Annotated in this window: 9 protein-coding genes; 7 read left to right on the top strand and 2 right to left on the bottom strand. The window is 55.1% G+C overall.

The genetic code is table 11. The features are described from left to right. Positions 1–151 precede the first annotated feature (151 nt). Entirely contained in the window at positions 152–1,342 is a 1,191-nt protein-coding gene (locus tag HNQ92_RS20375; protein WP_184176691.1) for a phosphoglycerate kinase, read from the top strand. Between the two features lie 198 nt (positions 1,343–1,540). On the opposite strand, the gene HNQ92_RS20370 is transcribed toward HNQ92_RS20375, so the two are convergent. Further along, a complete protein-coding gene (locus tag HNQ92_RS20370; RefSeq protein ID WP_184176689.1) occupies positions 1,541–4,006 on the bottom strand; it encodes a TonB-dependent receptor in 2,466 nt (821 codons plus the stop codon). 405 nt (positions 4,007–4,411) lie between these two features. Here HNQ92_RS20370 and HNQ92_RS20365 point away from each other — a divergent pair, with 405 nt between their 5' ends. From HNQ92_RS20365 to HNQ92_RS20345, 5 genes are all read left to right on the top strand, one after another. Then, a complete protein-coding gene (locus HNQ92_RS20365) occupies positions 4,412–5,875 on the top strand; it encodes a nicotinate phosphoribosyltransferase (RefSeq protein ID WP_184176687.1) in 1,464 nt (487 codons plus the stop codon). Between the two features lie 66 nt (positions 5,876–5,941). Next, positions 5,942–7,420, top strand: a complete 1,479-nt coding sequence (gene crtD / locus HNQ92_RS20360; RefSeq protein ID WP_184176684.1) for a 1-hydroxycarotenoid 3,4-desaturase CrtD — start codon at positions 5,942–5,944, stop codon at positions 7,418–7,420. Positions 7,421–7,884: 464 nt separating this feature from the next. Then, entirely contained in the window at positions 7,885–10,035 is a 2,151-nt protein-coding gene (locus tag HNQ92_RS20355) for a cation:proton antiporter (protein WP_184176682.1), read from the top strand. 142 nt (positions 10,036–10,177) lie between these two features. Then, positions 10,178–11,206, top strand: a complete 1,029-nt coding sequence (locus HNQ92_RS20350; RefSeq protein WP_184176679.1) for a PorP/SprF family type IX secretion system membrane protein — start codon at positions 10,178–10,180, stop codon at positions 11,204–11,206. A gap of 85 nt (positions 11,207–11,291) precedes the next feature. Then, entirely contained in the window at positions 11,292–12,482 is a 1,191-nt protein-coding gene (locus HNQ92_RS20345) for a cation:proton antiporter domain-containing protein (RefSeq protein WP_184176677.1), read from the top strand. Here HNQ92_RS20345 and HNQ92_RS20340 read toward each other — a convergent pair. Beyond that, complete coding sequence (locus HNQ92_RS20340; RefSeq protein ID WP_184176675.1) at positions 12,468–12,791, bottom strand: hypothetical protein; 324 nt, start codon at positions 12,789–12,791, stop codon at positions 12,468–12,470. The two genes, HNQ92_RS20345 and HNQ92_RS20340, sit on opposite strands and share 15 nt — an antisense overlap. Before the next feature lie 135 nt (positions 12,792–12,926). On the opposite strand from HNQ92_RS20340, the gene nhaD reads away from it, so the two are divergent. After that, the gene (nhaD, locus tag HNQ92_RS20335) at positions 12,927–14,207 is read left to right on the top strand and encodes a sodium:proton antiporter NhaD (RefSeq protein ID WP_184176673.1); all 1,281 of its coding nucleotides are present in this window, start codon (positions 12,927–12,929) and stop codon (positions 14,205–14,207) included. The last annotated feature ends 12 nt before the right edge of the window (positions 14,208–14,219 follow it).

Here is a 14,219-nt window from a genome sequence, read left to right as displayed (position 1 = left end):
TCCATGATTAAAACAGATTAAACAAATTGAAGGATATAGGGTATAAATAGTATTATATATTGTTAAGTACGTAATATGTAGTAGATAATATGGTATTTAGGCCGGAATTCGTTTACATTTGTTTTCGTGCAAATCAACCCCCACTTTCCTTATGAGAACACTAGATACGTACCAATTTTCTGGAAAAAAGGCGCTGATTCGGGTGGATTTCAATGTACCTCTGAACGAGAAATTTGAGATCACTGACGATACCCGGATCAAAGCGACCATTCCGACCATTACCAAGATTCTGAACGACGGCGGGGCCTGTATATTAATGTCACACCTGGGAAGACCTAAGGACGGCCCCACCGAAAAATACTCCCTGAAGCACCTGGTCAATCCACTTTCGTTGATCCTGGGCCGCACCGTGAAGTTTGCGGATGATTGCATTGGCGAAAAGGCCGAAGAGCTGGCCGCTGGCCTGCAGCCGGGGGAGATTTTGCTACTGGAAAATTTACGTTTCTATAAAGAGGAAGAAAAAGGCGATGAAGCTTTTGCCCAAAAACTAGCCCGACTGGGGGACGTTTGGGTGATGGACGCCTTCGGTACCGCCCACCGCGCGCACGCTTCGACGGCGGTCATTGGGCAGTACTTCGAGGATAAAGTATGCGGCTACGTGATGCAGGCCGAGCTCGACAACGCCCAGCGCCTGCTCGAGCAGGCCGAGCGGCCTTTTACGGCCATCATGGGTGGAGCCAAAATCTCCGATAAAATGCTGATCATTGAGCGCCTGCTCGACACCGTTGATAACCTCATCATCGGCGGCGGAATGTCCTATACGTTTTCCAAAGCGCAGGGCGGGCAGATCGGTAAATCGCTGCTGGAAGCCGATAAGCAGGACCTGACGCTGGAACTGATGGAAAAAGCCAAAAGCAAAGGCGTGAACCTGATCCTGCCGGTTGATACCGTCATTGCCGACGATTTCAGCAACGACGCGCAGCGGCAAACCGTACCCGCCGGGCAAATCCCCGATGCGTGGGAAGGACTGGACATTGGCCCCGACACGGTCAAGCTGTTCTCGGACATCGTTGCCGAGTCGAAAACCATCCTTTGGAACGGCCCGATGGGGGTTTTTGAATTTCCTAATTTTGCCAAAGGTACCAATGCCATTGCCCAGGCGGTGGTAAAGGCGACCGAAGAGAACGACGCTTTCTCGCTCATCGGGGGCGGCGACTCGGCTTCGGCCGTCAACAACGCTGGCTACGGCGACCGCGTTAGCTACGTCTCGACCGGCGGCGGAGCCCTGCTCGAGTACATGGAAGGCAAAACGCTCCCCGGCGTAGCGGCCCTGGAGGCGTAATTTCTTTTGAGTCAGGTACCTTGAGGGGTACTTGGCCCTACTATAATTTAGGCGAGCCGTTTGGTTCGCCTATTTTTTTTATACACAAAAAAGCCACTCCGCATGGCGGGAGTGGCTTTCCATTTTCTTAACCTAAACTAATCGTATGAATAGAAGCCAGCAGGTTAGTGCCAACTGATATTCCGCGGGGGAAAGTACCTACCCGCCCGAGTTGACCCGCTGTTGCAGATCATCCGAGCCCGTGTTGCGTTGGCGAGCACCTTTTACTTGCTGGTTGCCAAAGCGGTAGGTAAAGCTTAAACGTACCTGGCGGCTGGGCCAGGTGGAACGTACCTGGAGGTTGATGTCTTTGAACTCGGTGCTACCCCGGAAGGTATTCATCCAGAAGATGTCCTGCACGTTGAGCCGGAAGGTACCTTTCTTGTCAAGGACCGTCTTCTGAAGGCCCACGTTGATCATACCCTGGGGTTTCGAGACAAAGAGACCGTACACATTGCGGCTGTTATACCAGCCCGAGAGCTCGGCGGTCCAGCCTTGGGGCAAGCGAAACTGGTTGTTGGCGTAAGCGTTCCAGGTAAGCTGCTCAATTTCGTAAAGATCATTCTGATAAAAAGTCTTGAAGTGGTTGTAGACGCCCGTCAGGTTGGCCTGTGCCGACCACCACTTGGTTACGGTGATGGGGGCTGAGAGCGTGAGGCTCAGGTTATCCTGGTTGTCGAGGTTGTCGGTGGTCACGTAGGTTTTGTTTTCTTCCGGGATCTGGTAAGGTACCTCACTGGCGATCATGTCCTTGATGCGGCTATAGGCCAGCGTGGTATTCAGGATGCTTTTGAAGGCGTGCGTCAGCTGAAACGAGTGCGTATACTGTGGGCGCAGGTTTGGGTTGCCACGCTGGAAGGTAAACGGGTCCAGGTAAAACTCAAAGGGGTTCAGCGACTGGTAGTTAGGACGGTCGATGCGGCGGCTGTACGACAGATTCAGGACGTTGCTGCTGTCGAGATTCCGTGAGAGAAACACGCTCGGGAAGAAGTCGAGGTAGTTGCGTTCACGTACGTCGTTCAGCGTCACGGAGTTGCCGATGGAGTGGGTATGCTCCGCCCGTACACCCAGCTGGTACTTGGTCTTGGCGTTGATCTGCCCGCTGTAGTTGAGGTAGGCCGCGTTGATATTTTCGGTGTACTTGAAGCGGTTGGTGCGGGAAGGATCAATGGTCCAATCGTCAACCTTTATTTCAAACGTCATGTCGTTGTCCGAAGCCACGTAGCTGGATTTCAGGCCCGTCTCAAACTTGCCTTTCCACAAAGGCTGGGTGTAGTCCAGCTTGGCTACGCCGATGTTGATCAGCGAAGGCATGGCGTTACGCACCAGCTCGGGGGTATTCACGGGCTCGCCGCTGGGGTTAAAGTAGCGCGTATCGAGCTGGTTGCTGCTGGTGCCGTTGTAGTTGACGTAGTCTACATCAAAGGTGAGCTCTTTGCCCTTGTCGTCGAACTGGTGCTTCAGGTTGGCGTTGGCGCTGAGGTTGTTGAGCCGCGAGCCGCTGGTCGAGAGCGTCGTGAAGCGCTGTTGCAGCTCCAGGTTTCCGTTCAGCATGTTGGCGTTGGTTTCGCCGGTGGGGGTGTTCCATTCATTGTAGAAGCCCGACACCAGTACGCCCAGGGTAGTTTTCTTGGTGACGAAGTAGTCCAGCCCGGCCCGGAGGCTGTAGTTCTCGGACTTCCAGAGGCGCTTCGTGTGCTGGTCAAAGATCGTGACGTCGCCCTGGTAGGGGATGGTCCGTTTGATGGTGTTGGTATTGAAGCCATCGCCGCGGAACGCACTGGCCGTCATGAAGGTACTTATCTTGCCTTCGCGGTGGTTGAGGGCCAGCGACGCGTTACCCCGGCCGTACTTGGTCCCGGCCATGCCGCCTCCGATGGTGGCGTTGCCGTTGGTACCGAAGTTCTTATTACGCTTAAATTTGATGTTGATAATCCCCGAGTTTCCCACGGCGTCGTACTTGGCCGAAGGGTTGGTGATGAGCTCGATCTTCTCGATGTTGTCGCTGGGGGTATTGCGCAGCAGATTCATGAGCTCCTGCTGCGAGAGGAAGGTTTGCTTGCCGTCGATCTGCACGATGACCCCCTCTTTGCCGCGCAGTTGCAGGCGGTCGTTCTGCTGGTCTACGGTTACGCCGGGCGAGCGTTCAAGTACCTCCAGGGCCGTGGAGCCCGCCGATACGATGCTGTTTTCGACGTTCACCACGGTGCGGTCGATCTCCTGCTCGATGAAGGGCTTTTGCGCTACTACCTTTACTTCGTTGAGCGCCTGGGTGGCGGTGGTCAGCATAAAAGCCGGAAGCTCCACCGTTTCGTTGCCCACCAGAAAGGGTTCACTGTAGGCTTTTTGGTACCCCACCATCGACACCAGCACCAGGTACTTGCCGGGTATCAGTTGTTCGAGCAGGTACTTGCCGTTGGGATCGGTGGTGGCACCCGTAGCCAGCGTGGAGTCTTTGGCTTTCAGCAAAAGTACGTTGACGAACGGAAAGCCCTCCTTTTTTTCATCCAAAACTACCCCGGCTACTTTTCCTTTGGCGGCAGGCTGCTGGGCCAAGACCCGCGGCGCCTGGGCCAAAAGAATTCCTATAGCCAAGGCGGCTACGACTAGTTTAGTTAATTTCATGGCTAATAGACTTTAAATGGTTACTTATCTTTATGTCTCAATGACTACTGTGCAAAGATAAGTACTTGGTATTGCATAGAACCTTTGTTTACACAAAAGGTTAATAGTTTGGATGAACGGAGGGGCTCGGTGGTTGGCCTTTGGTTGATAGATGCAAAGGGAAGCAAGAACGTTGCACGAGCAAGCTAATTTTTTTTAAAAGGTACCTAAAGCTCCATGAGCGGTAAGCCCCCAGTACCTTTTTGCAGTGGCTTTGGCAGGCAATTGTTCAGGCAAGTACCTTGCAGGTACTTTAAGGTACTTTTAGAGTTAGGCTCAACAATTAGGGTACTTTGGTGGTTTGGATCAAGGTAGAAATTGCTCGGCGAATCGCTATGAGGTACTTTTGCCACCAAAAAGAATTCCATGATCAACCAGCTCTACGACACCTCGCTCAGCCTGCTCACCGATCTGTACCAGCTCACGATGGCCTACGGCTACTGGAAGTCGGGCAAGGCGGAGCAGGAGGCGGTTTTTAACCTGTATTTTCGCAAGCATCCCTTTCAGGGTGGATTTACGGTAGCCTGTGGCCTGAGCAGCGTGATGGAGTACCTGGAAGCTTACGCCCTCTCCGAGGCCGACCTCAGGTACCTGCGCTCCCTCACGGGCAGTGACGGCCAGCCTTTGTTTGAAGAAGGCTTCCTCGAATACCTGCGAAACCTCACCTTTCGGTGCGACGTGGAGGCCGTGCCCGAGGGTACGGTGGTATTTCCGAACGAACCGCTGCTGCGCATCAAGGGACCGATTTTGCAATGCCAATTGCTGGAAACACCGTTGCTGAATCTTATTAACTTCCAGTCGCTGGTGGCCACCAAAGCCGCCCGGATGCGGCTGATCGCGAAGGAAGACAGCCTGCTGGAGTTTGGGCTGCGCCGGGCGCAGGGCCCCGACGGCGGCATGACGGCCAGCCGGGCGGCGTACATCGGGGGCTTCGACGCTACCTCCAACGTACTGGCCGGGAAGCTCTACGGCATACCCGTCAAAGGTACCCACGCGCACAGCTGGGTGATGTCGTTCGACAGTGAGCTTGAAGCCTTCGAAACCTACGCGCGGGCCATGCCCAACAACGTGACGCTGCTCGTGGATACCTACGACAGTATTCAGGGCGTAAAGCACGCCATCGAGGTAGGCAGGCAACTGCGCGCCCGGGGCTACGAGCTGGGCGGCATCCGGCTCGACTCCGGCGATTTGGCCTACCTCAGCATCGAGGCGCGCAAGCTCCTGGACCAGGCGGGCTTTCAAAGTACCTCCATCGTAGCCAGCAACGACCTCGACGAGTACCTGATGGCCAGCCTCAAAACCCAGGGCGCGCGCATTGGCGTGTGGGGCATCGGCACCAAGCTCGTCACGGCCTTCGACCAGCCCGCGCTGGGGGGAGTGTACAAGCTGGCGGCCATCAAGAACCCCGAAGGTACCTGGGAGTACAAGCTAAAGCTCTCGGAACAGGCCGTGAAGGTATCCACGCCCGGCATCCAGCAGGTGCGGCGCTTCCGCGATGAGGGCGGCTTCGTGGCCGACATGATCTATGACCTCGAAACGCCCCCGCCCGCCGAAGCCACCATCGTAGATCCCTACGATTTTACCCGTCGGCGCTCGTTTGGTACTTCGGTAGCCTACGAAGACCTGCTGGTGCCGGTATTTCGGGCGGGCCAGAAAGTATACCAACTACCCTCCATCCACGAGGCGCGGCGGCGGGTGCAGGAGCAGCTGGCGCTCTTTCACGGCGGCGTGAAGCGGCTGGTCAATCCGCATACCTACCCGGTCGGGCTGGAGAAGCAGCTTTTTGAATTGAAAACCAACCTGATCCTGTCGCTGCGGGCGCAGAAGTAAGTAGGGTACCTCGATGGGTACTTTTGGTAAAATTTTCACGATCAACAAAAAGAAAAAAATAGCTCTGTGCCTACATCCACCACCCAAACTACCCAGGCGGCCGTAATCGGGGCCGGGATTGCGGGCATTGCCACGGCCATCCGGCTGGCGGTAAAAGGCTACGCCGTAGAAGTATTGGAAGCCAACGCCTACCCCGGCGGCAAGCTTTCCAGCTTCCAGCTGGGCGACTACCGTTTTGACGCGGGTCCGTCGCTTTTTACCCTGCCGCAGCTGGTGGATGAGCTGTTTGTGCTGGCCGGGAAAAAGCCAACGGACTACTTTCAGTACCAAAAACTACCCGAAACCTGTAGGTACTTCTACGAAGACGGCACGCGCTTCGTGGCCGACGCCGAGCCCGAGAAGCTCGCCCAAACGCTGGAAAAGTACCTGGGCGAACCCGCCGAAAGTACCCGGCGGCACCTGCGCGACAGCGCCCTGAAGTACGACATCACCGAACGTCTTTTCCTGCACCGCTCGCTGCACAAGCTAGGTACCTACCTCAACCGCGATGCTCTCAAAGGGTACCTGAACCTGCACCGGCTGGATGCTTTCCGGACTATGAACCGCGCCAACAGCACGCGGTTTAAAGACCCGCGCACGGTGCAGCTCTTCAACCGCTACGCGACCTACAACGGCTCCGATCCTTTCCGGACCCCGGCCACGATGAACATCATCCCGCACCTGGAGTACAACGTCGGGGCGTACTTTCCGGCGGGAGGCATGGTGGCCATCACCAACAGCCTGGTGCGGCTGGCGGAGGACCTGGGCGTGCAGTTTCACTACCAAACGCCCGTGCGCCGCATCGTGACGGAAGGAAACCGCGTCACGGGCCTGGAAGTACCTGCGGGCTTTCGGCCCTTCGGACTCGTGGTGAGCAACATGGATGTGGTAAGTACCTTCCGGAAGCTCCTGCCAACGGCCAAGCCCCCGGAGCGCATCCTGCGGCAGCCCAAGTCCAGCTCGGCCCTGATTTTTTACTGGGGCATCAATCGACGCTTTTCGGAGCTGGGCCTGCACAATATTTTTTTTAGTCAGGATTATCCTACCGAGTTCAGGTACCTTTTTGATAAGAAAACCATCCATGCCGATCCTACGGTGTACCTCAATATTACGTCCAAGTACGAGCCGTCCGACGCCCCGGCCGACGGCGAAAACTGGTTTGTGATGGTGAATGCGCCCGCCAACGACGGCCAGGACTGGGATGCGCTCATTGCCACCACGCGCGCCAATATTATTCAGAAACTCAGCCGCCTGCTCGGGGCCGACGTTGCCTCGCTCATTGCCTGCGAAGCCGTGCTGGACCCGCGCCTGATCGAGTCGCGTACGTCAAGCGCGCAGGGCGCACTGTACGGCAACAGTTCCAACAACCGCTTTGCGGCATTTCTGCGGCACGCCAATTTTTCGAGCCAGTTTCGTAACCTGTACTTTGTGGGCGGGAGCGTCCATCCCGGCGGGGGAATCCCGCTTTGTTTGCTCTCGGCCCGGATTACGGCGGGCCTGGTGTAACAGAGCGCTACCCGATAGACCTGACTTGCAACCTGAGCAACCTGGCAAGGTACCTTTTACGGGAGGTACCCTTTTTCCGAGCCGAGTACTTACGCTAGGTTTGAAATGGCTAAAAAAATCAACGGAATATGCTACTTTAAAAAAGTACCCGCGGGCTTTGGACGTGACCAGCCGGGAGGTGATGTTGGAGCAAGTCAAAAATACGTTATCTTAGCTTACCCAAAAGCAGATGCTGGTCGCCTTCCAGCGGATGAGCAGTAGTCTATAAGTACCTTTTTTCGGCATTTAAACCCGTCTTATTTCGTGAAGCGAGGGTACTTTCTTTTGCTAAACCGCGCGCTTGAATAGACTAAAGCACAGGTCCTGTTCGGGATGGAGGTAAGGCCAAATCGATAGAAGAAGGCTTTTTTGAGCGCTTCATTTTCGGGAAGCGACGGGAGAATGATCACCTAAATCTGATTTGTATGCGGCTAAATATATTTGAAATAAAACTACCCCTGGAGAACCCGGTACTTTTGTTTTCGCTCATTTTATTTATCATACTTTTTGCGCCGATACTACTCAATAAATTAAAGATTCCTCACCTGATTGGACTCATTATCTCCGGGGCCATCATTGGCCCCAACGGATTAAACCTGATGCTGCGAAATAGCAGTATCATTTTATTCGGGACGGTCGGCCTGTTGTACATCATGTTTTTGGCGGGGCTGGAAATTGACCTGGCCGATTTTAAAAAGAATAGCAAAAAGAGTTTGGTATTTGGACTCTATACTTTTTTGATACCCATGGCGCTGGGCGTTTTGTCCGGCCTGTACATCCTGGATTTTTCCCTACAAACTTCGGTGTTACTGGCGAGTATGTTTGCTTCGCATACGCTCATTGCGTACCCGATCATCAGCAAGCTGGGCGTTACCAAAAACCGGGCTGTGAACATCACCATCGGAGGTACCATGATCACCGACACGCTGGCGCTATTGGTACTGGCCGTCATTGCGGGTATGGCCACCGGCGAGATCACCAACGAGTTCTGGATCAGGCTGAGTATTTCGGTGTTGCTGTTTGCCGCCATCATCATCTTCACCTTTCCGATCATTGGGCGGTGGTTTTTTAAACGGTTCGACGACAATATTTCGCAGTATATCTTCGTCCTCGGGATGGTTTTTCTGGGCGCTTTTTTGGCCGAAGCCGCCGGCATTGAGGCCATCATCGGGGCCTTTTTGGCCGGGTTGGCTCTGAACCGGCTCATCCCGCGCACCTCGCCGCTCATGAACCGGATCGAATTTGTGGGTAATGCACTGTTCATCCCTTTCTTTCTCATCGGCGTAGGGATGCTCATTGACTACCAGGCTTTTTTTAAAGACCTCGAAACCATCAAGGTAGCGGCCGTAATGACCATCGTGGCCACTACGGCCAAGTTTTTGGCGGCCTGGATCACCCAGAAAACGTTCCGGTTTTCGGTGGACGAGCGCCGGTTGATTTTCGGGCTGAGCAACGCCCAGGCGGCGGCTACGCTGGCGGCGGTGTTGGTGGGGTACAACATCATAACCGGCCAGCTACCAAACGGAGAAGTAGTGAGGCTGCTCGACGAAACCGTGCTGAACGGGACCATTCTGATGATCCTGATTACCTGTACCATTGCGTCGTTCATCGCCCAGAAGGGCGCGCAGAACATTGCCCTGGCCGAAGCCGCGGAGGATACCCCCTACGAGACGGAAAATGAAGAACGTATATTGATTCCGGTCAATAACCTGGAGACCGCCGAGGAGCTGATTAATCTCAGCGTGACGATCAAATCAAAACATAGCCGCCTGTACGCGTTAAATATTATTCATAACAACAGTGCCGATAAATCAGCGGATAAAAAAGCCAAAGCAATTCTTCATAAAGCCGTGAATACTGCCGCCGCCGCCGATGCTCCCATGCAGGAGCTGCTTCGGTATGATTTGAACATTGTCAACGGAATTACCAGCGTCGTGCGGGAAAATAATATTACGGATTTAATTCTGGGCTTGCACCACAAAAAAGGCATTACGGATTCCTTTTTGGGCGATCTGACCGAAGGGATTCTTACCCGTTGCAACACCACCACGCTGATCTATAAATACACGCAGCCTCTCGCCACCATCAAGCGGTACCTGGTGGCCGTGCCCGACGGAGCCGAGCGGGAAATAGGCTTTCCGTATTGGTTGATTAAAGTATGGAACATTGCGAAAAACACCGGCGCCAAGCTAGTCTTTTACGCGTCCCGCAAAACGCTGGATTACATTACGATGGTTCATGAGAATCATCCGCTGGAGTCTGAGTTTAACCTGTTCGATAATTGGAATGATTTTCTGATTCTCTCGCGTGACATCAAGAAGGATGACTGCCTGCTGATCATCCTGAGCCGTCGGGAAGGGGCTTCCTACAACAAAAGCATGGCGCGCATTCCTACCTACCTCAATAAGTACTTTCAAACTATTAATTACATCCTGATTTATCCCATCCAGTCGGCGCTCATGGAAGAAAGAAGCCTGAGCTTTACGAATCACTCGGTGCTGGAGCCCATTTCCGACAACCTGGACCGGCTGGACGACATCGGTAAAACCATTGCGAACTTGTTCAGAAAGCGGTAAGGTACTTGGTACAGGTACCTTATCGGAGTGGTTTATCCAATCATTATTTTTTGGCCCGGATTTTGTTGGCCAACCCGGTAGGTGGGGGAGGCCTCCGCCTTTTTGGTTCGTAATCAGGTAAAAAAAACTAGTCAGGATACATTTGATCATCAATACAAAAGCGAAGCTAAAGTACCTCGCCGGAACCTGCCTGCTGTGGCTGGTGCTGGGCGGCGTAGTTCGGGCCCAGCAACTTCCCCAGAGCGGACTCTTGGCCCTGAACCCCTTCGTCGTAAATCCGGCCGTTTCGGGGGCTTATGACTTTACGGACGTCCGTCTGAGCTACCGCAGGCAGTGGCTGGGCCTGGAAGATGCGCCCCACACGGCCTACGTCACGGCGCACCTACCGATTGGCTACGGCGATAGGCTAAGGCCGGGCGCTAAGTCGCCCCGCTACGCGGCGCAGCGGGCGGTGGCACCCGCTCCTCCGGCGGGTTCGTGGCGTTTTGGGGGCGGCGTGCAGCTCCTGACGGACCAGACGGGCCCCACCGAACGCACCATCGGCACGCTCACCGGTGCCGCGCACCTCAGCCTGCCCGCCCGCTGGCAGCTGTCGGCGGGGCTGGGCATAGGGGTACTTCAGTATAGCCTGCGCTTTGACCGCATCCAAACTACCCTGCCCACCGACCCGATCCTGCCGGGCGGGCGGGTGTCACTCTGGCGTCCTTTGCTATCGGCGGGAATTTTGCTACGCCACGACAACCTGCTGCTCGGGGCCTCGGCGCAGGCCCTCAACGCGCCCCGCCTCCACTACGCCCTCCCGGACGGAAGTACCTCGAGCCGGCTCAATCCGCACTACTACCTCACCGGCGCGTACCGCCTCGCGGTTTCGGACGAGGTAGCCATCCTGCCCCAGCTTTGGCTCAAAACCGACGGTCGGGGCCCGGCTTCGCTGGATACCCAGCTGCGCGTACAGTACACCGACCGCCTGTGGGCGGGCGCGCAGTACCGCGCGCAGGAGAGCCTGGGCTTTTTGTTCGGGCTGGCGCTGTCGCCCTTGCTGAGCCTGGGCTACGTGTATGAGTACCCCCTCAACGGCCTGCGCACCGCCACGGCCGGCAGCCACGAGCTCATGCTGGGGCTGCGTTTCAACAACCGTACCCGCCTGTACTGCGCGCCCTTGGGGTGGTGATGAAGGGGTACCTTGCGCCACGCCATTCCGGATTCCTTCTTTTATTTCGTATAATTGTGTTTTAAGAAAACCCACAACCTTCCTGATGGATATATCTCTACTCATCATTATGTTGAGCAGCGCCGTACTTATTTCGTACGGATTCGATCTGGTCAGTAGCCGGACCAAGCTGCCCAGCGTCGTGTTGCTGCTGGCAACGGGCATGTTGCTGCGGCAGGCCACTCACTACTTTGGCGTTAACATCCCTTTTGTTAATGTGATCCTGCCCACGCTGGGTACTTTGGGGCTTATCCTGATTGTGCTGGAAGGCGGGCTCGACCTGGAACTGAGCCGAGGTAAATACAGGTTCGTGCTGCGCACGCTGGGAGCGGCGCTGCTGGGTATCTTGCTGAGTATGTTCCTGATAGCCGGGGTTTTTTACCTATTGCTAGGCGAAAAATTTTATAACGCCCTGGTAACGGCCACGCCCTTTGCCATCATCAGCAGCGCGGTGGCGATACCCTCCATCCGGGGCATTGGGGAGAAAAGCCGCGAGTTTATGGTCTACGAATCGTCGCTGTCGGACATCCTGGGCCTGATGATCTTCAACATTCTGGTCCTGCCCAGCGGCTCCGGCTGGGACTCCGCCATTCTGTTTTTTAGAAGTACCTTCCTCATTGTGCTGGTTTCGGTGGTGTGCTGCTTCGTGCTGCTGTACCTGATCAGCCGCATCAACCACCACGTCAAGTACCTGCCCATTATTTCTACGCTCTTCATTGTGTACGCAGTGGGCAAAATGTACCATTTGTCTTCGCTGCTGGCCATTCTGATCTTTGGGTTATTTCTCAACAATACCGAGCTTTTTGTGCGGGGCAAGCTAAGTACCTACCTGAAAAACGATCTTTTTGAGAAAGAGCTGGATCAATTCAAAAACCTGACCGCCGAAGGAGCCTTCGTCATTCGTACGTTTTTCTTCCTGCTCTTCGGGTATTCCACCAACATCTCGGAGCTGACCGACGTGGACGCCTGGATCGTGAGCGGCCTGCTGGTCCTGGCGATCATCGGTACCAGGTACCTTTCGTTGAGGGCTACTTTTGAGGGCAATCTCAATCCTATTTTGTACATAGCACCCCGCGGCCTGATCACCGTACTGCTGTTCATGAGCATTCCGCCGCAGTACCTGGTGAAGGGCTTTCGGGAGGGGATTCTGATGATCACCGTGATCATGACGGCCCTGGTGATGATGGTAGCCGTGATGAGCCACCGCGACCAGAAAGGCCCCTCAAAGGTACTTTAAAAAGGCCCAGCGGGGGCGTTGGGCCAGGTAGCGGGTGTGCCCTTGCCACTGAAAAGCCTCCCGCTCAAAAGATATGCTTCGGTAGGCGCGGTGGTGGTTGCGGAGCCGGGCGAGCCGCCAGAGGTACTCGGCCAGGTACCATACGTAAAAGAGTAAAAAGCCCGTCTCGAGCTGCTGGCGCAGGTGGATCTGCTCGTGGTGCAGTAGCACCGGCGTGGGGTACTTACGCTTCACCAACACGAAGGGGCAAAGGGCCATCCCTTCCACCCACAAAAAAGGTACCCGCACCACAATTCCCCGAAATAGCATACGTAAACGACTCTCTGAGCCCTATTAACCAAGAAAATTACCATTTAAGCACTTCAAACGTACGGTTCTCTTAACAACTCGTGCTATTTTTGTGCCGATCAAAAAAACCGCCTTTCCTAAATTTCTACTGCAACCATGCTCACCGCTATCATTGTCATTTTTATTATTGGATACCTTGCCATTGCCCTAGAAGAACCCCTCGAAATCAATAAAACGGCTTCGGCCCTCATTACGGGGGTACTTTGCTGGACGGCCTACGTGCTCATCAGCGGCGACCCGGAAAGGGTAGTGGAGGAGCTTTCGCACCATTTGGGCTCCATTTCCGAGATCCTTTTCTTCCTGCTGGGGGCCATGACGATTGTGGAGCTGGTGGATGCCCACGACGGCTTTGCCATCATCACGGATCGGATCAAAACCAAAAACCCCATTGTACTGCTCTGGATCATTTGCGTGCTTACGTTCTTTCTTTCCGCCCTCCTGGACAACCTCACCACGTCCATCGTGATGGTGTCGCTGCTCCGGAAAGTAATGCCGGAGTCGGATCAGCGCAAAATCATGGCGGGGATGATCATCATCGCGGCCAACTCGGGCGGAGCCTGGTCGCCCATCGGGGACGTCACCACCACCATGCTCTGGATCGGCGGACAAATCACCACGTTCAACATCATCGTGAAAGTAATCGTACCGAGCCTGGTTTCCCTGGCGGTACCCTTGCTGTTTTTGACCTTCGTACGGCGCAAAACGCTGCTGGGTGTGCCGGTGCTCTCCCGCGACCTAACCCTCAACGAAGAAGTGGGCCCTTCGCGTACGGAAGGCCGCATCATGTTCTTTGCCGGTACGGCCGGGCTGCTGTTTGTACCTATATTCAAAACCGTCACCCACCTGCCTCCGTACATGGGGATGCTGCTTTCGCTGGGGGCCTTGTGGGTACTTTCGGAAATCATTCATAAAGACAAAGACGAGGAAGATAAAAAGCCCTACACGGCGGCCTACGCGCTTAGTAAGATCGACGCGTCGAGTATCCTGTTTTTCCTCGGGATTCTGTCGGCCGTGGGGGTACTTGAAGTGACGAATGTACTGACCAACCTCGCCACCAGCCTCGACAACGCCGTGGGGAATCTGGATCTGATTGTGGTCATTATCGGGGCCGTCTCCGCCGTGGTGGACAACGTACCCATCGTGGCCGCGGCCATGGGTATGTACGACATGACCACCTATCCCGTCGACCACAAGCTCTGGGAATTCATGGCCTACTGCGCCGGTACGGGAGGTAGTATGCTCGTCATTGGCTCGGCGGCCGGGGTGGCCGTGATGGGCATCGAAAAGCTGGATTTTATGTGGTACATCAAGCGGATCTCGTTCCTGGCGCTGATCGGGTACCTGGCGGGCGCGGGGGTGTACCTGCTGCTTTTCTGAGGTACTTTGGGT

Origin of the sequence: Rhabdobacter roseus, from assembly GCF_014202275.1 — a bacterium.
Taxonomy (GTDB): Bacteria; Bacteroidota; Bacteroidia; order Cytophagales; family Spirosomataceae; genus Rhabdobacter; species Rhabdobacter roseus.
Note: the sequence above shows the minus strand (reverse complement) of the source record. Positions and strands in the feature narration are given on the sequence as shown.

Bases quoted from the DNA above. Each gene is read 5' to 3' on its own strand.
- HNQ92_RS20375 (WP_184176691.1), top strand. From the start codon at position 152: ATGAGAACACTAGATACGTACCAATTTTCTGGAAAAAAGGCGCTGATT.
- HNQ92_RS20355 (WP_184176682.1), top strand. From the start codon at position 7,885: ATGCGGCTAAATATATTTGAAATAAAACTACCCCTGGAGAACCCGGTA.
- HNQ92_RS20365 (WP_184176687.1), top strand. From the start codon at position 4,412: ATGATCAACCAGCTCTACGACACCTCGCTCAGCCTGCTCACCGATCTG.
- HNQ92_RS20370 (WP_184176689.1), bottom strand. From the start codon at position 4,006: ATGAAATTAACTAAACTAGTCGTAGCCGCCTTGGCTATAGGAATTCTT.
- HNQ92_RS20345 (WP_184176677.1), top strand. From the start codon at position 11,292: ATGGATATATCTCTACTCATCATTATGTTGAGCAGCGCCGTACTTATT.
- HNQ92_RS20340 (WP_184176675.1), bottom strand. From the start codon at position 12,791: ATGCTATTTCGGGGAATTGTGGTGCGGGTACCTTTTTTGTGGGTGGAA.
- nhaD (WP_184176673.1), top strand. From the start codon at position 12,927: ATGCTCACCGCTATCATTGTCATTTTTATTATTGGATACCTTGCCATT.